Source organism: Bradyrhizobium genosp. SA-4 str. CB756, from assembly GCF_000473125.1.
Taxonomy (GTDB): domain Bacteria; phylum Pseudomonadota; class Alphaproteobacteria; order Rhizobiales; family Xanthobacteraceae; genus Bradyrhizobium; species Bradyrhizobium arachidis.
This window is the reverse complement of sequence record NZ_KI421499.1, coordinates 1,176,184-1,199,750: the sequence shown is the minus strand read 5'-3', so window position 1 is coordinate 1,199,750 and position 23,567 is coordinate 1,176,184. Positions and strand designations below refer to the sequence as shown.

General features: G+C 63.7%; 15 protein-coding genes and 4 pseudogenes. 10 read left to right on the top strand and 9 right to left on the bottom strand.

The genetic code is table 11. The features are described 5' to 3' along the window. Positions 1–3: 3 nt before the first annotated feature. Positions 4–1,692 (bottom strand): GspE/PulE family protein, encoded by a 1,689-nt coding sequence (locus BRAGE_RS0105815; protein ID WP_430642176.1) that lies wholly within the window; start codon positions 1,690–1,692, stop codon positions 4–6. 137 nt (positions 1,693–1,829) lie between these two features. On the opposite strand from BRAGE_RS0105815, the gene gspD reads away from it, so the two are divergent. Further along, positions 1,830–4,220 (top strand): type II secretion system secretin GspD, encoded by a 2,391-nt coding sequence (gene gspD, locus BRAGE_RS0105810; RefSeq protein WP_027564734.1) that lies wholly within the window; start codon positions 1,830–1,832, stop codon positions 4,218–4,220. Positions 4,221–4,306: 86 nt separating this feature from the next. Beyond that, the gene (locus tag BRAGE_RS0105805; protein WP_027564735.1) at positions 4,307–4,903 is read left to right on the top strand and encodes a prepilin peptidase; all 597 of its coding nucleotides are present in this window, start codon (positions 4,307–4,309) and stop codon (positions 4,901–4,903) included. A 203-nt stretch (positions 4,904–5,106) separates the two neighbouring features. On the opposite strand, the gene BRAGE_RS0105800 is transcribed toward BRAGE_RS0105805, so the two are convergent. From BRAGE_RS0105800 to BRAGE_RS0105780, 5 genes and pseudogenes are all read right to left on the bottom strand, one after another. Then, a complete protein-coding gene (locus BRAGE_RS0105800; protein WP_231164087.1) occupies positions 5,107–5,652 on the bottom strand; it encodes a tetratricopeptide repeat protein in 546 nt (181 codons plus the stop codon). A gap of 157 nt (positions 5,653–5,809) precedes the next feature. Continuing rightward, on the bottom strand, positions 5,810–6,607 hold the full coding sequence (locus BRAGE_RS0105795; RefSeq protein ID WP_027564737.1) for an enoyl-CoA hydratase/isomerase family protein: 798 nt from the start codon (positions 6,605–6,607) through the stop codon (positions 5,810–5,812). 41 nt (positions 6,608–6,648) lie between these two features. Next, positions 6,649–7,848, bottom strand: a complete 1,200-nt coding sequence (locus BRAGE_RS0105790) for a pyridoxal-phosphate-dependent aminotransferase family protein (protein WP_027564738.1) — start codon at positions 7,846–7,848, stop codon at positions 6,649–6,651. Between the two features lie 151 nt (positions 7,849–7,999). Continuing rightward, a pseudogene (locus BRAGE_RS47860) lies at positions 8,000–9,283 on the bottom strand (MFS transporter). Between the two features lie 57 nt (positions 9,284–9,340). After that, positions 9,341–10,543, bottom strand: coding sequence for an alanine--glyoxylate aminotransferase family protein (locus BRAGE_RS0105780; protein ID WP_027564739.1), 1,203 nt, complete (start codon positions 10,541–10,543; stop codon positions 9,341–9,343). A 133-nt stretch (positions 10,544–10,676) separates the two neighbouring features. On the opposite strand from BRAGE_RS0105780, the gene BRAGE_RS0105775 reads away from it, so the two are divergent. The 4 genes from BRAGE_RS0105775 (at position 10,677) to BRAGE_RS0105755 (ending at position 16,556) form a co-directional block, all read left to right on the top strand. Continuing rightward, a complete protein-coding gene (locus BRAGE_RS0105775) occupies positions 10,677–11,426 on the top strand; it encodes a GntR family transcriptional regulator (RefSeq protein WP_028146207.1) in 750 nt (249 codons plus the stop codon). Positions 11,427–11,529: 103 nt separating this feature from the next. Further along, positions 11,530–14,505, top strand: coding sequence for an FAD-binding and (Fe-S)-binding domain-containing protein (locus tag BRAGE_RS0105770; protein ID WP_027564741.1), 2,976 nt, complete (start codon positions 11,530–11,532; stop codon positions 14,503–14,505). Then, entirely contained in the window at positions 14,498–14,926 is a 429-nt protein-coding gene (locus BRAGE_RS0105765) for a GlcG/HbpS family heme-binding protein (RefSeq protein ID WP_027564742.1), read from the top strand. The genes BRAGE_RS0105770 and BRAGE_RS0105765 overlap by 8 nt, the downstream gene beginning before the upstream one ends. A gap of 1,402 nt (positions 14,927–16,328) precedes the next feature. After that, positions 16,329–16,556 carry a hypothetical protein gene (locus BRAGE_RS0105755; protein WP_027564743.1) on the top strand — a complete coding sequence of 76 codons (228 nt, stop codon included), beginning with the start codon at positions 16,329–16,331 and terminating at the stop codon, positions 16,554–16,556. Positions 16,557–17,125: 569 nt separating this feature from the next. On the opposite strand, the gene BRAGE_RS0105745 is transcribed toward BRAGE_RS0105755, so the two are convergent. Beyond that, complete coding sequence (locus tag BRAGE_RS0105745; RefSeq protein WP_027564745.1) at positions 17,126–18,076, bottom strand: DUF6492 family protein; 951 nt, start codon at positions 18,074–18,076, stop codon at positions 17,126–17,128. A 110-nt stretch (positions 18,077–18,186) separates the two neighbouring features. Here BRAGE_RS0105745 and BRAGE_RS0105740 point away from each other — a divergent pair, with 110 nt between their 5' ends. The 3 genes and pseudogenes from BRAGE_RS0105740 (at position 18,187) to BRAGE_RS52430 (ending at position 20,698) form a co-directional block, all read left to right on the top strand. Beyond that, on the top strand, positions 18,187–18,987 hold the full coding sequence (locus BRAGE_RS0105740; protein WP_027564746.1) for a YdcF family protein: 801 nt from the start codon (positions 18,187–18,189) through the stop codon (positions 18,985–18,987). Between the two features lie 330 nt (positions 18,988–19,317). Next, positions 19,318–19,674, top strand: a complete 357-nt coding sequence (locus tag BRAGE_RS0105730) for a PRC-barrel domain-containing protein (protein ID WP_027564747.1) — start codon at positions 19,318–19,320, stop codon at positions 19,672–19,674. An 89-nt stretch (positions 19,675–19,763) separates the two neighbouring features. Next, positions 19,764–20,698 (top strand): annotated as a pseudogene (locus BRAGE_RS52430) (IS630 family transposase). A 302-nt stretch (positions 20,699–21,000) separates the two neighbouring features. Here the strand turns inward: BRAGE_RS52430 and BRAGE_RS47845 are convergent. Continuing rightward, a pseudogene (locus tag BRAGE_RS47845) lies at positions 21,001–21,782 on the bottom strand (SDR family NAD(P)-dependent oxidoreductase). 173 nt (positions 21,783–21,955) lie between these two features. Between BRAGE_RS47845 and BRAGE_RS47840 the strand changes: the two are divergent. Then, positions 21,956–23,131, top strand: a pseudogene (locus BRAGE_RS47840) (zinc-dependent alcohol dehydrogenase). Positions 23,132–23,225: 94 nt separating this feature from the next. Here the strand turns inward: BRAGE_RS47840 and BRAGE_RS54245 are convergent. Then, entirely contained in the window at positions 23,226–23,381 is a 156-nt protein-coding gene (locus BRAGE_RS54245; protein ID WP_156950837.1) for a hypothetical protein, read from the bottom strand. Positions 23,382–23,567: the final 186 nt, after the last annotated feature.

Here is a 23,567-nt window from a genome sequence, read left to right as displayed (position 1 = left end):
GTTCTAGCGCACCGTCGTGACGCGGAAGACCTCGGGTACGGTGGTGAGCCCGGCCCGGCATTTGGCGACCGCATCCTCCAGCATCGTCGTCATGCCGCCGCGCATCGCGGCGGAATCGATGGAGTGGGAGTCGGTCTGCGGCCCGATCAGCCCGCGCACCTCATCGGACATTTCGAGGATCTCGAACACGCCGTTGCGGCCGCGATAGCCGGTGCCGCCGCAGCGTTCGCAGCCGCCGGCCTCGTGCACGACCTCGCCGCACTTGAAACCGATCACCGCAAAGCGCGGGTCCTTGGCAAGATCGGCCTCGGTCAGCGTATGCGGCACCTTGCAGCGGTCGCAGAGCATGCGCACGAGGCGCTGCGCCACAACGGCGCGCAAGGTGGACTTCAGCAAAAATCCCTCGATCCCGAGATCGATCAGGCGTGGCACGGCGGCCGCCGCCGTCTCGGTGTGCAGCGTCGTCAGCACGAGATGGCCGGTCAGCGCGGCATGGATGGCGATATGAGCGGTCTCGGCGTCGCGGACCTCGCCGACCATGATCACGTCGGGGTCCTGGCGCACGAAGGCGCGCATGGCGGATGCGAAGGTCAGCCCGATCGACGGCTTGACCTGCGACTGGTTGATGCCGGGGATCTCGTACTCGACAGGATCCTCGATGGTGAGGATCTTGCGTGTCGGCTCGTTCAGGATCGAGAGCATGGTCGCAAGCGTCGTGGTCTTGCCGCTGCCGGTCGGCCCGGTGATGACGATCATGCCGTGCGGCATCGCCAGCATCCGCGTCATCGCGCCCTCGTCGCGCGCGCCGAGCCCGAGCTTGCTCATTTCGAGGAGGCCGCGGTCGCGCGGCAACAGACGGATGACGGCGCTCTCGCCATGCTGCGTCGGCATGGTGGCGACGCGAACGTCGATCTCGCTGCGCCCCAAGCGCACGCGCGCCGCGCCATCCTGCGGCAGGCGCCGTTCGGCGATGTTGAGGCTGGCGAGAATCTTGATGCGCGAGATCAGCGCCTGCGGCGGGATGGCTTGCGGCGACGGCAGCGCGCGCAACAGGCCGTCGACACGCATGCGCACCGTGAGCCCGGCGCGGAATGGCTCGACGTGAATGTCGCTGGCACGCAAATCCACCGCGCGCTCCAATAGATCGTTGAGCGCGCGCACCACAGGTGCGCCGCTGGCGAGATCGCGCAGGCTCTCGATGTCGTCGTCGGACTGATGCGCAACGCTTCTGCCGCTTCGATCGGCATTCGCATCGTCGGCATCGGCCCGTTGATCGAGGACTGTCGTAATATCCTCATATGACGCTACGACGACATCGACCGCTGTTCCGAACACGATTTCGGCCGCGCGCGTGGCCGCGGTGTCAGAGGGGTCGGCGACAGCCAGCCGAACGCCATCGTCCGGCGCGATAAAGGGAAAGATGGTGGATTCACGCAGGAAACGGCGCGAAAACCCATCGAGCCGAGGCGTCGCGGCGAGCAGTTGCGGAAGGTTCAGCCGCGGCAGATCGAAATAGTTGGAGACTTCATCTGCGAATTCGGACGCGGACAGATCGGTGGCCTCCCACAATTCGCGCAAGGGGCGCGTCAGCGCGGGATTGCCCGACTTGTCCGCATGGGCGTGGGCCCGCAGCGGCAATGAATATTTTTCCAGGAGGTGCTGCCGGAAGCTCTCTGCGGAGCGGTCGCGCATCGCATTCACAGCGTTGACCTTGTTACTTGAATGCAACAACTTCGGCGGGGGCCGAAAGCCCTTTACCCTTGACTTATTTCTTAGCAAAAACATAATCGTGGCGCAAACAGTTGCGCGTCCGAGCCGCGGGGGATCGGATGCAATTTCCCATCACATCTAGCGTTGGCAGGCGTATTTTGTTTGAGGTGGTCCAGCCGCTCTTGCGCCTGCGCTCGGCGTTGCCTGCTGCGCTTGTCTTGTTGTCGTCCGCCTTCCTGCTCGGTGCCTGCATCGTCACCGCCGACCAGTCGATCGAATCCGATCCAAAGGATCCGCGCGCGCAGGACATCGCCGACAAGGTCCGCTCGCTCGACCTGCAGCCACGGCAGCCTGCCGATACCGGTGCAAGCGGCATCGCCCAGTCGAAATCGAACAAGCCCGCGATCTATCTCGGCGACGGTGCGACGGCACAAGGCGGTGCGGTAGCCGAGCGCGATGATGGCGGCGGCAGCGGCTACGATCTCAACTTCGAGAACGCGCCGGTGGCGACCGTCGCAAAGGTCATTCTCGGCGACGTATTGAATGTCGGCTACACGATCGACCCGCGCGTGCAGGGTACCGTGACGCTGGCCTCGGTGCGCCCGGTGCCCAAGGCGGACGCGCTCTACGTGCTGGAGAACGCGTTGCGCATGTCCGGCGTCGCATTGGTGCGCGACCGTACCGGCTATCGGCTGCTGCCGGCGCCGGAGGCAGGTCCCGGCGGCGTCGACCGCGCGAACGTCGCGGCCGGCCAGGGCATCTCGGTGGTGCCGCTGCGCTATGTCTCGGCCCAGAACATCTTCAAGCTGCTCGACGCCTTCGGCGTCAAGGCCTCGACCATGCGTCCCGACAACGCCCGCAACACGCTGATCATCAGCGGCAGCGGCTCCGACCGGGCGACCGCCGTCGACACCATTCTCTCCTTCGATGCCGACTGGATGCGCGGACAATCCGTCGGCATCTTCCCGGTGCAGAATTCCGCGCCGGAGCCCGTCATCAGCGAGATCGAGAAGATCATGGATTCCGGCGAAGGCGGGATGAGCCAGAACGTGATCAAGCTGCAGGCGATCTCGCGGCTCAACTCGATCCTCGTGGTGAGCCAGAAGCCAGAATATCTAAAGCGCGCGCAGACTTGGATCGCGCGGCTCGACCGCTCCGACACCGACGGGGTGAACCTGAAATCCTATCCGCTGCGCTACGGCAATTCCAAGGTGATCGTGGCGATGCTGAACGACATGCTGCTCAACCAGGGCTCGGCGAACAGCTCGACGCTCGACAGCGCGTCGAGCCAGATCTCGCCCGGCTCGGGCATGTCGACGACGTCGTCGTCCTCCACCAATCCGATCGCATCGCTGAGCGCATTGCCGACCGCCGCTGCCGGCGCCACCACGCCGGTCAGCGGCCCTGCCGGCTCGGCGTTCAGCGCCCGTCCCGCTCCGGCCGCCTCCGCGACGCCGGCACAGGACAACGGCCTCGGAGGCGGACTGTCGGGCGGCGGCGGTGCGAAGCCCGGCGCCAACGCCATCCTCCAGAACGTGCGGATCACCGCCGACGTCACCAACAACGCCGTGCTCGTCTACGCCAACCAGGACGCGCAGCGCATCGTCGAGCAGACCATCCGCCAGATCGACCGGCCGCAGCGCCAGATCGCGATCGAGGCGACCATCGCCGAGGTGACGCTGAACAATCAGCTGAACTATGGCGTGCAGTTCTTCTTGGCGAGCCAGAAAGGCTCGATCTCCAACACCATCTCGGGCATCAGCAACAGCGCCACGATCGGCAGCAACACCGAGCCGACGAGCAACGCGGTCAACGCCGCCGCCGGCGCCCTGCTCGGGCGCGCCTTGCCCGGCTTCAATTTCCTGATCGGCTCGGAAAACTCGCCGCGCGTCGTGCTCGACGCGCTGCATAACGTCACCGACGTCAAGGTGCTGTCGAATCCCTCGCTGGTGGTGCTCGACAACCAGGCCGCGACCTTGCAGGTCGGCGACCAGGTGCCGTTCTCGACCGGCACCGCGACCGTGCTGACCGCCAACAACACCGTGGTCAACACCATCGACTACAAGAACACCGGCATCATCCTGCGCGTGCTGCCGCGCGCCAATGCCAACGGCAACGTCGTGCTCGACATCGAGCAGGAGATCTCGAGCGTCGCGGCCGGCAGTGCCAACTCGCTAACGCCGACGATCTCGCAGCGCCGGGTCAAGAGCTCGATCGCGGTGACGAGCGGGCAGACCGTGCTGCTGGCCGGCCTGATCAGCGAGACCGAGAACAGGCAGCGCCAGGGCATTCCGATCCTCGATTCGATTCCCGGCATGGGCGATGCCTTCTCGCATCAGACCAACACGCGTGCCCGCACCGAGCTGATCCTGTTCATCCGGCCGACCGTGATCAAGGACGGCGTCGACGCGCATGTCATCGCCGAGGAGATGCGCACCAAGATGAACAGCCGCATGGTCGGGACCAGCAATCCCGTGGTCACCGTGAACCCGCCCAAGGCGGCACGCTAGAGCATGATCCGGACAAGCGCGCAGCGGCTTTCCCTCGCGACAAACGCGGAACGCGTTTGCGCGGAGATCATGCCCACGCGACAACCGTGACGGATCAGGTGGCGGACGAGGAGACGAGCCCTTCGCTCGCACTCGGCATCGCCCTGCTGCTCGGCGTGTTCGCGAGCCTCGTCACCGCGCCCGGTGCGGAAGGCCTCTACGGCGCGTTCCTGGCCGCGCTGATGCTGGCGATCGCGGCGAACGATGCCCGCCACTACCTCATTCCGAACGAGCTGACGGGCGCAGCTTTCGCCCTCGCCCTGCTCCGCGCCGGCGCCTTCGTTCCCGACCTAGGCATCGAGGCGCTGCTGTGGCCGCTGGCCCGCGCTGTGGCGGTCGCGCTGCCGCTGCTGCTGCTGATGCTGGTCTATCGCTACTGGCGCGGTCGCGACGGGCTCGGGCTCGGCGACGTCAAGCTCGCCGCGGTGTGCGGTGCCTGGCTCGATCTTGCCACCGTGGTTGCGGTGATCGAGCTTGCGGCGCTGCTCGCGATCGGCGCCTATGTCGGCAACGCCGTGCTGCAAAGGAAGCGGCTCCGCGCGACCGCCTTTCTGCCGTTCGGGCTGTTCCTGGCGCCGGCGATCTGGATCGGTTGGCTGGGCGAGACCTGGTACGTGAACTGGCTCGGCGGCTGGCCCGGCTAAGGCCCGATAACCGCCACTGGCCGCCCACCCGTTACAAAAAGCTCGAAAACAACCCTATGCACAGTAGACGGGGCATGGCTTTATCAACGACTTATCGGCCGACACGGGATACTTGCGGATTTTACGAAATCCATTTGACACGTCGGGCAAAACACTGGCACGATGTCACCATGGCCGCGGCACGCAAGCCGGAATATTCGCGATCAGTGCTCGCGGCTCGGGGCCCATTCCAGCGCCCGCAGGCGGGCCTGCGCGATCTCCCCGCGTGTCATCTTGGTGGTCACGGCATCGCGGATCCGGGCCCGCGACTCCCGCACCGGCGGCGGTGCGGCGGCCGTCGACAGGTTGAGCCATTTGGAGGCCTCGACGATGTCCTGCGGCACGCCCTGGCCGCGGTCATAGAGCAGGCCGAGGGAGTATTGGGCGCGACTGTCGCCCTGCTCCGCCGCGCGGCGGTACCACATCGCGGCTTCCGAGTAGTTCATCGGCACGCCGCGGCCGGTCTCGAACAGGAAGCCGAGATAAGTCTGCGCCGGCGCATTGCCACGCTCGGCGAGCGGAATGAAGATGCGGGAAGCCGTCACATAGTCCTGACGCTGGACCGCAGCGACGCCCTGGCGGAACGACTGGGCGTGGGCACCGGGGGCACCCACAAGCATCGAGCCGGCGACGCCGAGCAACATTAGCATGTGTCGCAGCGGCCGCCCCCCGTAGCTTGCAGCCTGATCGGGCCCAATCTTCCTCATCATGCAGCATCCTCGCCTATCATGCGGCAGCAGGCTATTCCGAACAGATGACAGAATCCATACGCCTAGCGATGCAATGCTGCATCTTGCCTGCGATACGGTGATGCTGATCGTCATGACGCCGCACATCGCGCGACGCAAGATAGCGCGGGGCCGCGCGCTATTTGCCCTTCCAGACCGGCGCGCGCTTGTTGAGGAAGGCGTCCATGCCCTCGCGAAAATCCTCGCTCATATAGGCCTTGAGGATCAGGTCTTCGCCCTCTTCGCGCGACAGCGTGCGGCGGATGCGGCGCACCGCTTCCTTGGTGGCTTCGAGCGTCAGCGGCGCGTGGCTGGCGACGAGCTTGGCGGTCTCGTCGGCGCGGCGCTGGAGCGTCTCGACGTCGGGCACGACCTCGTTGAGCAGGCCAAGCGCGAGCGCTTCGGGCGCCTCGACGAGGCGCGCCTTGAAGATCAGATCCTTGGTCCGTGCGGGTCCGACCAGCGCGACGACGCGGCTGATGTTGGACATCGACAGACAGTTGCCGAGCGTGCGCGCGATCGGAAAGCCCATGCGCGTCGTTTCAGTCCCGATGCGGAGGTCGCAACAGGCCGCAATGCCGGCGCCGCCGCCGGTGCAGGCGCCCGCGATCGCCGCGATCACGGGCACGCGGCACTGCTCGAGCGTGCCGAGCACGCGGTCGATCCGGGCCTCGTAGTCGAGCGCGTCCTGCGCGGTCTTGAACGCGCGGAATTGCGAGATGTCGGTGCCGGAAGCGAAGGCCTTGTCGCCGGCGCCGGTGAGGATCAGCGCCTTGATCGAACGGTCGGCGTTGATCTCCTGGCAGATCTCCGCCATGCGGTCATACATGGCGAAGGTCATGGCGTTGCGCGCCTGGGGGCGGTTGAAGGTGATCCGCGCGATGCCGTCCGTGACGGAGTAGAGCAGGTCTTCGTTGGCAGTCGTCGGTGCGTTCATCGCGCGCTCACTTTCTTAGGTTGGTTCAGGCCGCCTGAACCTTAAGCCACCTGAGCCTTGGTCATCGGCACCACGTCGCGTCCCTTCAGGACGTCCATGGCCGCCAACACGCCGCCGCTCCGGTGCGGGATCTTTGCAAGATCGAGGCCCATCTCGACGCCGGCGAGCGTGCCCATCAGCATCAGATCGTTGAAATGGCCGATATGACCGATACGGAACACCTTGCCCTTGACCTTGTTCAGGCCGGTGCCGAGCGACATGTCGAAATTCTCCAGCACCACCTTGCGGAAGGCGTCGGCGTCGAACCCTTCCGGCACGCGCACACCGGTCAGCGCGGGCGAATGCGCGGCGGGATCGGCGCACTGCGTCTCCAGGCCCCAGACCTTGACCGCGGCACGCGTCGCCGCGCTGTGGCGCTTGTGGCGGGCCCAGACGTTCTCGAGGCCCTCCTCCTCCAGCATCTTCACCGCTTCGCGCAGGCCGTAGAGCAGATTGGTGGCGGGCGTGTAGGGGAAGGTGCCGAGCTTGTTGAAGCTGATCACTTCCTGCCAGTCCCAATAGGAGCGCATGCCCGGATTGGCCTTGGCGACGTTGAGCGCCTTTTCCGAGACGGCATTGAAGCCGAGGCCCGGCGGCAGCATCAGGCCCTTCTGCGAGCCCGCAACCGAGACGTCGATGCCCCAGGCGTCGTGCTCGTATTCCATTGAGCCGAGGCCCGAGATGGTGTCGACCATCAGCAGCGCCGGGTGCTTCACGCGGTCGAGGATCTTGCGCACCTCAGCGGGCGGCGTCACGCAGCCGGTCGAGGTCTCGTTGTGGACGACGCAGACCGCCTTGATCTTGTGCTGCTTGTCGGCGGCAAGGCGCTGCTCGATCTCGGCGAGGTCGGCGCCATGGCGCCAGTCGCTCGGGATGAAGTCGACGTCGAGCTTGAACTTGTCGGCGATGCCGCGCCACAGCACGGCGAACTGGCCGGTCTCGCACATCAAGACCTTGTCGCCGGGCGCGAACACGTTGACCATCGCCGCTTCCCAGGCGCCGGTGCCGGAAGAGGGGAAGATGATCACGGGCTGCTTGGTGCGGAACACACGCTGCATCGCGGCGAGGACGGCGAAACCGAGCTCCGCGAACTCCGGACCGCGATGGTCCAGCGTCGGCATGTCCATCGCCCGCAGCACGCGGTCGGGCACATTGGTCGGTCCTGGAATCTGTAAGAAATGCCTTCCAGTATGCACGGTCATCGGCGTCCTTCCCGGTCTAGCCTTGATTTTGGTGGCCGCCGAATAGCACCATTTGACCGGCTTGTCCCCTCTCCTAATGGCGCCTCCCATGCATAACCGGCGGACCTCCGCCGCCCCTATTTCCACACCGTCATGGCCGGGCGTGAATGCCCTATTCCGCGGCCACCACCTTGACGGACGGCAGCCGCCCTTCCGCCTCCGTGAACGGGTGTTCCGGATGCATCAGGAAGGCCGAGACGCCGCCGAGCAGCAAAAGGCCCATCGACATCAGGAACGGCAGGTACCAGTTGCCGGTCATGTCGATCACGAAGCCGGCAACCAGCGGGGAGACGATGGCGGCGAAGGCCGAGCCGGTGTTCATGATTCCCGACGCGGTACCCGAATATTTCGGGGCGATGTCCATCGGGATCGACCACATCGGGCCGATCACGAGCTCGGCGCAGAAGAAGCCCGCCGACAGGCACAACGCGACGATCGTGATGTCGTGGACGAACAGGATCGGAAACAGCGAGAGCAGCGCTCCCGTAAACCCTGCTACGGTGACGCTGAGCCGCGCCAGGCGGACATTGCCGGTGCGGTCGAGGATCTTGTCCGACAGCACGCCGCCGACGCTGTCGCCGACCACGCCGGCGAAGAACACGCCGGAGGCGAACAGCGCCGAGTTCTTGATGTCGAGATTGTAGTTGTTCTTGAAGAACAGCGGCAGCCAGTTCAGGTACAGCCACAGGCACCAGCCGTAGCAGAAATAGGTCAGTGTCACCGGCCACATCCGCCCGAGCAGCGGGCCTCAGGGCACGCGTGGCCGCTCGCCGGTCGGGCGTGGCGGCAGCGCCGCGAGCTCGGCCTCGGTGATCGAGGCGTGGTCCTTCGGCTCGTTGCGGAAGTACCAGACCCAGATCACGCCCCAGATGAGGCTCACGAAGCCGAGTACGACGAAGGCGCCGCGCCAGGTCAGCCACAGGATCAAGAGCGCCACCACCGGCGGCGTCACGGCATTGCCGAGCCGGGCGAAGGAATGGGTCAGGCCTTGCGCGAAACCGCGGCGGTTCGCGGGCGTCCAATATTGCATCGCGCGTGTCGCGGTGGGGAACGTCGCCCCCTCGCCGAAACCGAGCGCAAAGCGCGCGACGAACAGCGCCGCGAGCCCGTTGACGAAGCCGGTCATGATGGTGGCGGCCGCCCAGATCATGCCGCACCAGAACAGCGTCTTGCGCGGCCCGAAATGGTCGCCGACCCAGCCGCCGATCACCTGGAACAAGAGATAGGGATAGGCGAAGGCGGAGAAGACGAGGCCGAGCTGGGTGTTGGAGAGACCCAGCTCCTTCTGGATCTCGCTCGCGGCGGTGCCGATGTTCACCCGGTCGACATAGGTGATGAAATACATCGCGCAGAGCATCGCCAGCACGACATGCGTCGCCTTGAACCGAATTCCCATCTCCACCCCTCCGGCTTGCTGTTGTTATGATTGCCGCTCGCGTGTCCCGCGCGATGTTTAAGTGCCGACCACTTTCAGGTGCGGCGATGCATTGCCCTGCGGGCGCTGCTCCAGCAGCTTCATGGCGACATCGACGCCGCCCGAACGATGCGGCACGCCGGCAGCCGAGAGACCCATCTCGACGCCGGTGAGCGCGCCGAGCAGCGTCAGCGCATTGCATTCACCGAGATGGCCGATGCGGAAGACTTTTCCGGCGACCTTCGACAGGCCTGAGCCGAGCGACATGTTGTAATTCTCGAGCACAACTTTGCGGAACTGATCGGCGTCATGGCCGGGCGGCATCAGCACCGCGGTCAGCACCGGCGAGAATTCCGACGGCTCCTGGCAGAGTACTTCGAGGCCCCAATGATTGACGGCGGCACGCGTTGCGGCCGCGAGCCGCTGATGCCGCGTGAACACGTTGTCGAGCCCCTCCTCGAGCAGCATCGCGATCGCCTCGCGCAGGCCGTAGAGCAGATTGGTCGCGGGCGTGTAGGGGAAGAAGCCCTTGGCATTGGGCTTGAGCATCTCCTCCCAGTCGAAATAGGAGCGCGGCATCTTGTTGGTCTTGGACGCAGCCAGGGCCTTCTCCGAGATCGCGTTGAAGCCGAGGCCGGGCGGCAGCATGAAGCCCTTCTGCGAGCAGCTAACGCTGACGTCGACCTTCCACTCGTCGTGGCGGTAGTCGACCGAGCCGAGCGAGGAGATGGTGTCGACCATCAGCAGCGCGGGATGGCTCGCGCGATCGATCGCGGCGCGGATCTCGGCGATGCGGCTGGTCGCGCCAGTGGAGGTCTCGTTGTGCACGACCATGACGGCTTTGATCGCGCGCGCCTTGTCCTCGGTGAGCTTTGCTTCGATCACGGCGGGATCGGCGCCGCGGCGCCAGTCGCCAGGCACGAAGTCGACCTCGATGCCGAAGCGACCCGCCATCTGCCGCCACAGCGTGGCGAAGTGGCCGGTCTCGACCATCAGCACCCTATCGCCCGGCGACAGCGTGTTGACGATCGCGGCCTCCCAGGCGCCGGTCCCCGACGACGGGAAGATGATGACAGGGCCCTTGGTCTGGAAAATTGTCTGGCTGCCCTCGAGCACGGTGCGCCCGAGCTCGCCGAACTCCGCGCTGCGGTGGTCGATCACAGGCATATCCATCGCGCGCAGGACGCGCTCGGGGACCGGGCTCGGGCCCGGAATCTGAAGGAAATGGCGTCCCTGATGCATGAAAACCTCCCTGTCGGCGGACCTTGGCCGGCTCTGGAGGCTATTTTGCATTCATTTTTTGTCCTTTCAATCGAAATTTGGTATTCGATTGTGGACGTCGACGCGCCCCGGCGGGCAAACTACTGTGCAGCAAATGAAATCCACGATTCCCGACACCGGGGTTCCAATCGCCCCGCCGACCGCAAACGGCGGCGACCGCCAGGAAAACCGTCACGAGGCCTCGCTTCATGGTGAGATCCTGCTGCGGCTGCGCGACTACGTGGTCGAGGGCAACATCCCCGAAGGCGCGCGCGTTCCGGAGCGGCAGCTCTGCGAGATGCTCGGCATCTCCCGCACGCCGCTGCGCGAGGCGCTGAAAGTACTCGCCGCCGAGGGGCTGATCGAGCTGTTGCCCAACCGCGGCGCGCGGGTGCGCCAGCTCAGCCAGCGCGACCTGGAAGAGCTGTTCGACGTCATGGCGGGGCTGGAGAGCCTTGCCGGGCGCCTTGCCTGCGAGGCCATTACGGATGCGGAAATCACCGCGATCGAGCAGCTGCATTACGAGATGTATGGCCACTATCTGCATCGCGACATGCACGGCTACTTCCAGACCAACCAGCGCATCCATGAGAGCATCGTGGCGGCCGCGCGCAACGAGACGCTGAAAACGGCCTACGCCAACTTCGCCGGCCGCATTCGCCGCGTCCGCTACTCCGCGAACTTCGCCCGCAAGCGGCAGCGCTGGGCCGAGGCGATGCGCGAGCACGAGGCCATCCTCGATGCGCTGCGCCGGAGAGCTGCCAGTGAGCTCAGCGACATCCTGTTCCAGCACCTGCGCAACAAGCGAACGGCTGCGATCGAGCATCTGACCGAGCCCCAAGAGGACGCGCCGGTCTCGCCTTGAGCCGGCCGGCTTGCTCATTTTGAATTCATAATATAATCGATCAGGAACCATAATGAATAACTCAGCAAGGCCTGAGCCTCGCTGAGGCAGTCCGGGATCAGGGATGACAAACGCCTCCTCGCTCGAACGGCGCCTGCGGTCGGAAATGACCGGCGACGTCCTGTTCGACCCCTTCAGCCGCGGCCGCTACGCCACTGACGCCTCGTTCTACCAGATCATGCCCGCAGGCGTGGTGGTCCCCAAGACCATGGACGAGGCGCTGCGGGCGCTGGCGATCGCCCGCGACGAGGGCCGCAAGGTCACCCCGCGCGGCGGCGGCACCTCGCAATGCGGCCAGACCGTCAATGACGGCCTCGTGGTCGATCTCTCGAAGCACCTCAACCGCATCCTGTCACTCGACGTCGAGGGCCGCACCTGCGTGGTCGAGCCCGGCATCGTGCTCGACGACCTCAACCGCCAACTCAAGAAGCACGGCCTGTGGTTTCCCGTCGACGTCTCCACGGCCTCCCGCGCCACCATCGGCGGCATGGCCGGCAACAATTCCTGCGGCGGCCGGTCGCTTCGCTACGGCACCATGCGCGACAACACGCTGTCGATGGAGGCATCGCTTGCCGACGGCACGCTGAGCCGTTTCGGCGAGGTCTCGCGCGATCTCTCCGACGTCGAAGCCAGTGACAGCACCCGCGCCCTGTTCCGCGACATGCTCGATCTCGGCACGCGCGAGGCCGACGAGATCGCAGCGCGCTTCCCAAAGGTGCAGCGCCGGGTCGGCGGCTACAATCTCGATGCGCTGGTGCCGCGCAACGCGCCGAACAACATGGCGCATCTGCTCGTGGGCTCGGAAGGCACCCTCGCCTTCACCACCAAGGTCGAGCTGAAGCTCTGGCCCGTGATCCGCAACAAGGCGCTCGGCGTCTGCCATTTCGGCAGTTTTTACGAGGCGATGGATGCGGCCCAGCACCTGGTCAAGCTGAAGCCGATCGCGGTCGAGCTGGTCGACCGCACCATGATCGCGCTTGGCCGCGACATCGCGATGTTCCGCCCGATCATCTCCGCCGCGATCAAGGGCGATCCGGATGCGGTGCTGGTGGTCGAGTTCGCGGAAGAGGACCAGGCGGATAACCTGCAACGCCTCAAACAGCTCACCGAGTTGATGAGCGATCTCGGCTTCGGCTGGAATAACGACACGCGCAAATGGGGCGGCGTGGTCGAGATCACCGAACCAGCGCTGCAGGGCGGGATTGCCGATTTCCGCGCCGCCGGCCTCAACGTCATGATGTCGATGAAGCAGGAGGGCAAGCCCGTCTCCTTCGTCGAGGACTGCGCCGTGCCGCTGCCGCATCTTGCCGATTACACCGCGCGGCTCAACGAGGTGTTCGCGAAGCACGGCACCAGCGGCACGATGTATGCGCACGCCTCGGAGGGCTGCCTGCATGTGCGCCCCGTGCTGAACCTGAAGCTGGAGAAGGACGTCAAGGCGATGCGCGCCATCGCCGAGGAAGCCTTCGCGCTGGTGCGCGAATACAAGGGATCGCATTCCGGCGAGCATGGCGACGGCCTGGTGCGCTCGGAATTCCACGAGACCATGTTCGGCGAGCGCCTGGTTGCCGACTTCCGCGAGGTGAAGCAGCGCTTCGATCCCGATGGCGTCCTCAATCCCGGCAAGATCGTCGACGCGCCCAAGATGGACGATCGCTCGCTGTTCCGCTTCAAGCCGGACTATCGCGTCGGCGAGCTGAAGACCAAGCTCGACTGGTCCGCCTATCCCGGCGCCGGTGGCGGTTTCCAGGGCGCGGTCGAGATGTGCAACAACAACGGCGCCTGCCGCAAGCTCGAGGGCGGCGTGATGTGCCCGTCCTATCGCGCCACGCGCAACGAAAAGGATGTCACGCGAGGCCGTGCCAACACCTTGCGGCTCGCGATATCAGGCCAGCTCGGCCCCGATGCGCTGTCTTCCGACGAGATGATGGAGACGCTCAAACTCTGCGTCTCCTGCAAGGCCTGCCGCCATGAATGTCCGACCGGCGTCGACATGGCCAAGATGAAGATCGAGGTGCTCGCCGCGCGCGCCGCCAGCCACGGCCTCACTCTCCGCGATCGCCTGGTCGGGTACCTGCCGCGCTATGCCGGCCTCGCCGCGCGCTTCGCGCCGCTGGCGAATTTGCGCAACCATAGCCCGCTCTTGCGAAAACTGTTCGAGCGCTTCGCCGGCATCAGCGCGCGCCGGGCGCTACCCGCCTTCCGCAGCGACGTGTTCGTGCCGCCGGCCGACAGCGTCGGGCCGGAGGGCGGCCGCGAGGTCGTGCTGTTCGCCGATACGTTCAATCGCATCTACGAGCGCGAGAATCTCGACGCCGCGCTGCGTGTGCTCGCGGCCGGCGGTTATCGCGTGCACATGCCAAAACCTGCAAGCGGCAGCCGCCCGCTCTGCTGCGGCCGCACCTTCCTCTCGGCAGGTCTCGTCGATGAAGCGAGGTCCGAGCTCGACCGGCTCGTGGCCGCGTTCGCGCCCTTTACCGCGCGCGGCGTGCCGATCGTCGGCCTCGAGCCGAGCTGCCTCCTGACGCTGCGCGACGAGCTCGCCTCGCTGCGCAAGGACAACGACGCCAAGGCCGTCGGCGCCCATGCCCTCACTTTCGAGGAGTTTCTGGTGCGCGAGGCCGAGGCCGGCCGATTGCAACTGCCGCTTGGCAACATCGCGGAAAAAGCAGTCGTACACGGGCATTGCCATCAAAAATCCTTCGGCGCCTTCAAGCCGGTCGAGCAGGTGCTGCGCCTCGTCCCCGGTCTCAAGGTCGAGACCATCGAGTCCAGCTGCTGCGGCATGGCGGGCGCGTTCGGCTATGGCGCCGACACCTATGATGCCTCGATCGAGATGGCCGAGCTGTCGCTGCTGCCGGCGGTACGGCGTGCTGATCAAAATGCGCTGGTCGTCGCCGACGGCACCTCCTGCCGGCACCAGATCCACGACGGCGCCCAGCGCGAGGCTCTTCACGTCGCGCGCGTGCTGGCGATGAGCCTCGATCGTGCCGGAATCAATTCCACGTCAACCGCTGCAAAGGAAACCAGCCATGGCTAACCTCACCCTCGACACCGCCCGAAAAATCCTCGACGGCGCCTTCGCAAAATCCGTCGAGCTGAAGCTCAAGCCGCTGGTCGTCACCATCCTGGATGCGCGCGGCGTGCTCAAGATCGCCGCCGCGCAGGACGGCACCAGCCTGATGCGCGCCGAGATCGCCCACGGCAAGGCCTATGGCGCGCTCGCGATGGGCATGGGCTCACGGGCGCTGTTCCAGCGCGCGCAGGAGCAGGCCTATTTCATCGACGCCGTGAACACCGTCGCCAAGGGCGCGCTGGTGCCGGTCCCCGGCGGCGTGCTGATCATGGACGGCACGACGCTCCTTGGCGCCGTCGGCGTCTCCGGCGATACCTCCGACAATGACGAAGCCTGCGCCGTTGCCGGAATACAAGCAGTAAAGCTGAAGGCCAACGCAGGATGATGCTTGTCCGCGGCAAAACTCAAGATTGCGTTTTGTTGTTAACCTAGCACCGATGCACCAGGTCAATCGCCGCTTGGCGTTCCTTCGACAATGATGCGGCGCGCCGTCTCACCACGGCGCAGCGTGAAGGCGACGCTGGACAATGCTATTTACGGCATCATCGAGACTTACCATAAATACGACATGTCGAAAGAGAGGGGGAGGTCGTGATCATCCTGGCTGAAGAAATTCGCCAGATATCAGGAGCGGTCCAAGCGAGAGCGGTGCAGTGCTTGCGCGGCGTCAGCGAAGTGAATGCTTGGAATCGCTCGCCCCGTTTGATCCGTCTCAGTCTCTCTTATTCGATGATATCCGACGCGCCTGAGGCCACTTGGTTCTAAGAAGACCGCCTAAGCGAACAAGTATCTGCACGGCTTAGCAACGCTCGGGCAATCCTACGAAGTCTTTGCGCTAGACTGTGGCGACGGGGGCGAATAGAGGGCCGAGCTATCGGCCTTGCGGCGTCAGGTGCTCGCCAAATCTGCAAAGTCGAATGCGTCGCCCGCAAGGCGCCAGCTAGATGCGTGCAAACCTGAATTGTTGCGTGCCGCACTCTGTGGCATCCGGGCTTTGCTCAATGATCCGATATCCCGCGTGAGCCTGAATGAATGCTTGCTCGGATATCCAATTGCGCTGGTATCTTACGAGCTTGTCCCTGGAAGCGAGCGGCCCCCCTGCCCCCGGAACATTATGCCCATCACCAACACCGCCACGATTCTTCTTGTTATCTCGCGACCGTAGTTTTCGGCAACTCCAACAGCGCGCCGGCCTTGCCGGGCACGCTGCTCTTCTCGGCCAGATCCGGCAGATGCGCTCCATGCGCGCCGGTTCGTTGATGTCGCTCTGATTTCGCCCCATACCGCGATCAGATTCCGATGATTCAGCGCGGTCAAGCCTCCTGGTCTATTGCCGTTGCGGCCATCACATCGCTCTGAGCGCCGATCGCTGGCCGGACGAGATGCGGCTGTCTGACCTCGAGCCGCGGTTTGTCTGCCAGGGCTGCGAATATCGCGGCGCTGACGTTCGGCCCGACTTTGAGCGGGGTGACGGGCGGCTTGCGATTTTGGGCCACCGTAGCCGCGGGTAGGATTGCTTAGGGCGGCCCCGGCCCAGTAGAGAGGAGTCGTGAGGCCGGGGCCGCTGGAGGTCGCTTGGTCCTCGGACTAGCAAGGCCAAGCGAGTCGAGCCTATCCGAAAGAAGCCGGGTTCCTCGGTTCGCTTCAGCACTGCTCCCAACCTGGTTCGTTTCCGCCCTGCCTGGAGCGGCCGTCCAGCCGTCACACTTCCCAAGTATAAGAAAGGTAGTTTTGGAACCCGCAACCTCCCTACTTTTTCCCGCTGCTGGGATCGATGGGGACAATCGATGATCTCTGATCTGCTTCAGGACGCCGCGGCGTTCATCCAAACCGACTTGGCCAAGTATATCGTGGCCACACTCGGGCTCGCCGCCTTTGTCGGGATCTACTACCTTGGCGATTATCTCTATCGCGACAGGGCCCCCGAAGGAGAGGACGCGGTAGATCAGCGGCGCTATGAGAGGGCTGGCCCGCCAGCGCGAACCGGCGTTTTCCACGCCCACGACGCGCAGTAGCTCGCGCGGTTTGCGCCGCCAGTAATTGACAATTTGCCTCGTGCCCGTGACGCGCTCGCCGGTGCTTTCAGCAAACCATCTAGACATCTGAGCCAGGAAAGCGCTACAGCTCGGACCTGCGATTGGTGGAACGGATCGTTCATGCGCTTGGCGCCACTGCTTTGCTTGCTGCTATCGGCGTGTTCAAGTCGTGTGTGGACGAACACGTCGGTGACTCTGCCGCCTGCTCCACCGCTGGCAGCCGGACCACCGAGCCAAGACGCAATGCAAAAAGGCCTCACAAATGTCGTCGCCGAAGCGAAGCTGACGAAGCCCGTCGAGGTCTCAGCACTTCGCAAGGCGGACCGCGGTCCGGGCGACTACTTTGTTTGCCTCAGAGAAGTACGCCCGCCGCCCGACCAACCACACCGTACTTATTCGGTTTTTTTCGATGCTATCTACGCTGGCTCGAGGCTGTCAGTCATTCTCGAAGAATGTGAGAAGCAGCAGTACACGTTGATGAACTGAGACCGGCAACAATGGGTGGGGCAATGGCGGCGAGGTTACGGTTCTGACGTGTCGGACCGCGGTCAGGCGGTTTTAGAATGCCACTGTGGTGCGTTCTCATTGCCGATCTGGTCGGGGACGAGAGGCGGAGCGTGCCTACCCTTCGCGGATAGCCGAAAGACTTCGCGAATGTCCTCAATCGAGGTCGATGAATAGGACTGGATGCAAAGTGCTGCCTGGTCGGGTGAGGCCGCCCTCATCATCGCTTCGATCGAGGAGCGATCAAGACTGGTATCGTCCCAATGCGAGACGACGATGCTATCCTCGGTGAGATGGTGTGTCGCCAAGTGTGCTGGCGAAGCTGCAACGAAGTGGCCGTATAGCAAATACTCGGAGAATTTCTTCTTCCGGCACATTGCTAGCACCCAGTTCAATCCCGTCGCCGACTGGATGGCTTCGGTCATGGCACTTACGCTGTCTCTGTCCCAGACGAGAGCGTTTCCGACGTAATCATCAGTAGGAAAGGTCCGGTTCTTCATACCGAGCAGTTGGTCGACCGTCCGCATCCATATCCCATGCACGGGCGAGTCCGCACTGACCGCCTTCGGGGCGAAGTACAGCGGTGTCTTTTCGCCGCCGGCGTACTTACCAATGTCGAACTCACGGAAGAACAGATTGTCCGAATCCAAGATGCAGACGCGCTGCTCGGGCGCATGGAGGACACCGGCAATCTTGAGGATCTGCTGGATGTGCCACCCATGAATCGGTGACGAAAGGAGGGACAGCCAAACACGCCGCTTGCCGAACTGGAGAGCCGGTGGCAAGGCCCATAGCCATTTCGGCAGGTAGCGGGAGGCCGGAACGATGACGCGGTTGTCGGACCGAAACCGCTCGAAGAGCGGCACGTCCTCATCGTTAACGAGAACATAATGCCGCGTGTAACCCTTCAGCCAGGTGTCGATGCTTTCGCTGAGCAGCGAAAAGCGTTCGATGTCCCTAGCGTAGCTGGCAGTCAGGAGTGCAACGGAGTGCATTGAACGCGCTCGAATGGAGGTTAGCTGCACTGTATCTGCACTGAGATCCTGGAAAACTCATTTTCCGAATCAAGGTAAAATCAAACGAAACTTAGAGACGAGCGGAGCACATGTCATTTGTAATCTCAAAGACCGTGGGCGTGGTTGCGGTCTTGCCGAATTTACTAGCCGTTATCGGTCTCGTGGGCGTCTCGCTACTGTGGACGCGATTTTCCGCTCTGGGACGGAAGCTCATTATTGGATCGTTCATTGCAGTTGCTGTGTGCGGCTTCCCGCCTCTGGGCAACCTGTTGCTCGAACCGCTCGAAAACCGCTTTCCGACTTGGGTGCCGACGGCCGATCCACCTACCGGAATTGTTATTCTGGGAGGAACAACAAAGCCGGAGATTTCTGCCTTCCGAGGCCTCCCGGTTTCCGATATTGGGGTAGACCGACTGATCACCGGCGCGACGCTCGCCCGCCGCTATCCGAATGCGCGTGTCATCTATTCAGGTGGCAGCCCTGAGCTTTGGCCGAACGATCTGCGAGAGGCCGATTACGCTCTCAAAATCTTGAGCGACTTGGGCGTACCAACTAAGCGCATTGAGGTCGAGGGCAAGTCGCGCAACACATCTGAGAACGCGGCCTTCTCGAGGACCCTCGCCTCTCCGGCTCCTGGGGATCGCTGGCTGCTCGTCACGTCCGCCTATCACATGCCCCGAGCAGTGGGGCTGTTTCGAAAAGCTGGCTTCCCGGTAGAACCCGTGCCGACCGGCTGGCTGACTGCTGCCCACACTGCTTGGCTCGACCTCGGCAACTTTGCCCCCTCGATGCTCCTCGTGCACATCGCCTCACGAGAATGGATCGGCCTCGCCGTGAATCGTGTCCTCGACAAGACAGATGCACTTCTGCCCGGGCCCCGCGCCTCTTAGCCTTCTTGGGATTCTCATCGGCGCCGTCCTGACTGTCTGTTTACATTCGGCCGCATTCTCGCCCTGCGGTTAGTTCGAGATGTTGACGGTCCGAAATCCCGCGCCGCCGCTGTTTGCAGCGCCAGCGGAGATGCCGGTCGGCAGCCAATCAATGACGTTGGCCGTATTCACAAGGGCCGTGCTGTTACTCGCGCCGCCCATGCCACTCAGGCAGACGGTGGCAGGCGTAAAGCTCGCAGCCACATCGATGTCATATCACTGACTTGAGCTCGCATTTTGCTCCGTAGATGATCAGGTTCGTCGTGAATGTGTTCGAAGAGGAGAATGACGATGGAAACGGAAAGGCGTGAAACAGGAACGCTCATCGGCAGCGACAAGGTCGAGGGCACCGCGGTGTACGGCGCCGGCGATCAGAAGATCAGCTCAATCGAACGCGTGATGATCGACAAGCTGAGCGGCAAGGTCTCGTACGCAGTCCTCGGCTTCGGCGGCTTCTTAGGCATCGGCGATGACCACTATCCGCTGCCATGGCAGTCCCTGAAGTACGACACTAACTTCGGCGGATACCGGACCAACCTAAGTGCCGACAGTCTCCAGGGAGCGCCGCACTACGGTAACGATAACGAGTGGAATTGGGAGGACCCGGGAAGGGCGAGAGCGGTGAACGACTACTACGCTGGGGTCTAAAACGGGATGGGGTTAGGTTGGATCGATTTGGGATCCCAAATCAGTGTGTTTCTGATTCACCATGCTGGCTGGATCGGAGGCCAGCATGGATGGGCAAGCCGTATTCTCTGGATCTTCGCAGGCGCGTCGTGCCTGCGATCGAGAGCGGGATGTCCCGCAATCAGGCGGCCAAGCAGTTTGGAGTAGCGATCAGCACGGCTATTGGTTGGATGCAGCGGGTCGTGGAGACCGGCAGCATTGAACCTGGCCAGATGGGCGGTCACAAGCCGAAGGCGGTTTCGGGAGACCAGGCAATCTGGCTGTCGCAGCGGATCAAGGACGGCGATTTCACCATACGTGGTCTCGTTGCCGAGCTTGCCGGTCGCGGCCTGAAGGTCGACTACCACTCGGCGTGGGACTTCGTGCACGCCGCTCAGCTTCAAAAAAAAGCGTGGCGGCTGGGGAGCGCGATCGACCCGAGGTCGCGCGGCGGCGAGCCCAGTGGACAGAGTATCAAGGTCGCGTCGAAGTTGAGCGGCTGGTCTTCATCGACGAGACCTGGACCAGGACCGATATGGCGCCCTTGCGGGGATGGGCGCCGCGCGGGTGCAGACTTCACTCCAAGGTTCCCCACGGCCGCTGGAAGACCATGACCTTCCTGGCGGCCCTGCGCCATGACCGGATCGATGCGCTATGGTTTATCGAGGGGCCGATCGATGGCGTGAGCTTTCGCACCTATGTCGAGAAGGTTCTTCTGCCTGTTCTTCAACCCGGCGATATCGTCGTCTTGGACAACCTCGGCAGCCACAGGAGCAAAGCAGTTCGCCAGCTCATTCGTTCGGTCGGCGCCAAGCTCTTCTTCCTGCCAAAATACTCGCCCGACCTGAACCCGATCGAACAAATCTTTGCCAAGCTCAAGCATCTGCTCCGCAAAGCGGCCGCGCGAACCGTCGACGCAGTCTGTGCCGCAATCGGCCACGCACTTGATGCCTTCACCTCCGAGGAATGTGCCAACTACCTCAAAAATTCAGGCTATCGCACCTAATGCCATCACGCTTTAGGCGCCGCCGCTTCTGGGCGGAACTCCGGTCAGGGGAGAGACTCCGAGACATCATGGTCCGCGGGCGCTTCATCGCACGCTCGGCGGGGAGCCGCATCCAGCTTTTCTCTTTGATGCGCCCGCTCTCCCCAGCAACCCCGTCCTGGCGATGCATGGGGATGACGGATCAGCTCGTCCCATACGAGGGTTCGGCTCCGCTCTCGGCGGCCGCGCGAGGGCTATGTAAATCCACCAGCCTGTTTTTGCTGGCTTGCGCGACGAGGAAGTTTCGTTGCGCTCGATCCTGGCTACGACTTGGCCGTGCCCGGCTCGGCCATCTTGCGATGCTGCTTGGCCAGTATCTCGTTCGGCGTGACGTTCGCGACCGTGGTCTGGATCTTGTTCTTGAGCCCCGTGACGATATCCGCGTCGCCGCGCAGCATTGCATCGAAGCCGGCCTTGGCGACGTCATACGCGCCATCTTTCAGTTCGGTGCCAACCTTGGTGTCCATCATGTCGGCACGGCGGAAGAATTCGGTTTCGGTGGCGCCGGGCATCAGGCAGGTCACGGTGATGCCGCTGTCCCGCAGGTCTTCGCGCAACGCAAACGAGAATGAATCGAGGAACGCCTTGCTGGCATTATAGACCGCCTGGAAGCTGCCCGGCGTGAAGCGGCGATCGATCCCGTGATCAGGATGCGCCCGGAATTGCGCCGCAGCATCTCGTTACCAGCACGATGGATCAGATAAAGCGTGCCGGTGATGTTGGTGTCGACGAGGTGCTTGATCCTGGCGAAATCCTGGTCGAGGAAAGCCTTGCCGAGCCCGATGCCGGCATTGGCCAGCAGCGCGTCGATCGGCCGGCCGGCCACCGCGGCGCAGAGCTTGTCGACGCCTTCGGTGGTGGCAAGATCGGCTTGCACGGGCTCGACACTGCCGCCGAGCCTGCGCAGATCGACGGCCACCCGCTCGATCGCGGGCTCGTCCGCCGCGATGACCAGATTGAAGCCTGCTTGGGCGCAGCACCTGGCGACCTCCAGGCCGATCCCGGTGGAGGCGCCGGTGACGACGGCGAGTTGATTGGCGGGCATGAGCGTATTCCTTCGACGTAATTCTTGGAGATGGGATGATCACGCCCAATCACTGCCCTGCGATCTCGTTCCTATTTGCGCGCGCCAGTGCAGTGCGAACAATTTGCGCGCCGCGTTGCAACCATCGTTCATTGCTGGACTTAGATGCCTCGTGGTTAGCCGCGGAGGACGGGATGAAGGCGCTGGTTTGGCATGGCAAGGAGGACATCAGGTGCGACACCGTCACCGATCCTGAAATCCAGGACCCGCGCGACGCCATCATCAAGGTCACGAGCTGCGCCATCTGCGGCTCCGACCTGCATCTCTTCCACAATTACATTTCGGGCATGCTGCCCGGCGACATCATGGGCCACGAGACCATGGGCGAAGTGGTCGAGGCCGGCTCCGGCGTCGACGGCAAGCTGAAGAAGGGCAACCGCATCGACGTACGGTTCACGATCATTTGCGGCGAATGCGACCAGTGCAAGCGAGGCAATTTCTCGGTCTGCGAGACCACCAATCGCAAGAAGCATCTCGCCGGCAAGGTGTTCGGGCACACCACCGCCGGTCTGTTCGGCTACACGCATCTGACCGGCGGCTATCCCGGCGGCCAGGCCGAATATCTGCGCGTGCCGTTTGCCGATGCTACCCACATCAAGGTGCCCGCAGGCGTTCCGACGAGCAATTGCTGTTTCTCAGCGACATCTTCCCGACCGGCTGGCAAGCCGCCGTGCATGCGACCTCGAGCCGACCGACACTGTCGCGATCTGGGGCTGCGGTCCGGTGGGGCAGATGGCGATCCGCAGCGCCATCCTGCTCGGCGCCAACCAGGTGATCGCGATCGACTGCCTGCCCGAGCGGCTCAGCATGGCGGAAGCCGGCGGCGCTACCACGATCAATTTCGAGACCGAGAGCGTGCTGGAGCGGCTCAAAGAGCTGACCGACGGCAAGGGCCCGGAAAAGTGCATCGATTGTGTCGGCAAGGAATCCCACGTGATGGCCTCCCTGCCCGACACCCTGCTCGACCGCGCCAAGCAGATGGTGATGGCGGAGAGTGACCGGCCGCATGTGCTGCGCGAGATGATCTATGTCTGCCGGCCCGGCGGCGTCATTTCGGTGCCGGGGGCTTGTACAGCGGCTTTTCCGGCATGCTGCCGATGGTCGCCTTCATGAACAAGGGTCTGACGATGCGGACCGGCCAGACCCACGTCAATCGCTGGACCGACGACCTGCTCCGCCGCATCGAGGAAGGCCAGATCGATCCATCCTTCGTCATCACCCACACCGTCCCGCTCGAGCAAGGCCCCGAGATGTACCAGGTGTTTCGCGACAAGCGCGACTCCTGCGTCAAGGTCATGCTGAGGCCCTGAGGAGCAAGCTCATGTTTCATTTCTCCAACATCGTGCGCACCAAAGGTGATCCGAAGATCATCGAGGGCGGGCCGAGTCTGAAGCGGTCGGAAGACTAGTCCGAAGCCGCCTCGGGATCTCGATCGCTGAAGAGATAGTCGCCCAGGTAATAAATCCCGACAAAAGCGACTAGGCCGAGCCCAGCAGCGGCATACTTGCCCAAGTCAGATTGGAAGAACGTGGCGGAGTCCCGTAGCAGATCGGCGAGCATCGATTGTCCCCATCGATCCCCCAGCAGCCCAAGTGATGCTAAGCAGATATCCTCGGCTTCGTAAGTGCACTTTGTGACAATACCGGGAAAAAGCGGCAGCCGAGCTCCTGGAGCGGGATTAACCGCAAGGTGAGAATGCCGCCCAATAGGCGTACACCGTCAGGGCAGCACCGATCAGCATTCCAA

What these genes read in the sequence shown, in the direction of transcription:
- BRAGE_RS0105815 (WP_430642176.1), bottom strand. Translation starts at nt 1,692, where the DNA reads ATGCGCGACCGCTCCGCAGAGAGCTTCCGGCAGCACCTCCTGGAAAAA.
- gspD (WP_027564734.1), top strand. Translation starts at nt 1,830, where the DNA reads ATGCAATTTCCCATCACATCTAGCGTTGGCAGGCGTATTTTGTTTGAG.
- BRAGE_RS0105800 (WP_231164087.1), bottom strand. Translation starts at nt 5,652, where the DNA reads ATGATGAGGAAGATTGGGCCCGATCAGGCTGCAAGCTACGGGGGGCGG.
- BRAGE_RS0105795 (WP_027564737.1), bottom strand. Translation starts at nt 6,607, where the DNA reads ATGAACGCACCGACGACTGCCAACGAAGACCTGCTCTACTCCGTCACG.
- BRAGE_RS0105790 (WP_027564738.1), bottom strand. Translation starts at nt 7,848, where the DNA reads ATGACCGTGCATACTGGAAGGCATTTCTTACAGATTCCAGGACCGACC.
- BRAGE_RS0105780 (WP_027564739.1), bottom strand. Translation starts at nt 10,543, where the DNA reads ATGCATCAGGGACGCCATTTCCTTCAGATTCCGGGCCCGAGCCCGGTC.
- BRAGE_RS0105775 (WP_028146207.1), top strand. Translation starts at nt 10,677, where the DNA reads ATGAAATCCACGATTCCCGACACCGGGGTTCCAATCGCCCCGCCGACC.
- BRAGE_RS0105770 (WP_027564741.1), top strand. Translation starts at nt 11,530, where the DNA reads ATGACAAACGCCTCCTCGCTCGAACGGCGCCTGCGGTCGGAAATGACC.
- BRAGE_RS0105765 (WP_027564742.1), top strand. Translation starts at nt 14,498, where the DNA reads ATGGCTAACCTCACCCTCGACACCGCCCGAAAAATCCTCGACGGCGCC.
- BRAGE_RS0105755 (WP_027564743.1), top strand. Translation starts at nt 16,329, where the DNA reads ATGATCTCTGATCTGCTTCAGGACGCCGCGGCGTTCATCCAAACCGAC.
- BRAGE_RS0105745 (WP_027564745.1), bottom strand. Translation starts at nt 18,076, where the DNA reads ATGCACTCCGTTGCACTCCTGACTGCCAGCTACGCTAGGGACATCGAA.
- BRAGE_RS0105740 (WP_027564746.1), top strand. Translation starts at nt 18,187, where the DNA reads ATGTCATTTGTAATCTCAAAGACCGTGGGCGTGGTTGCGGTCTTGCCG.
- BRAGE_RS0105730 (WP_027564747.1), top strand. Translation starts at nt 19,318, where the DNA reads ATGGAAACGGAAAGGCGTGAAACAGGAACGCTCATCGGCAGCGACAAG.
- BRAGE_RS54245 (WP_156950837.1), bottom strand. Translation starts at nt 23,381, where the DNA reads ATGCTCGCCGATCTGCTACGGGACTCCGCCACGTTCTTCCAATCTGAC.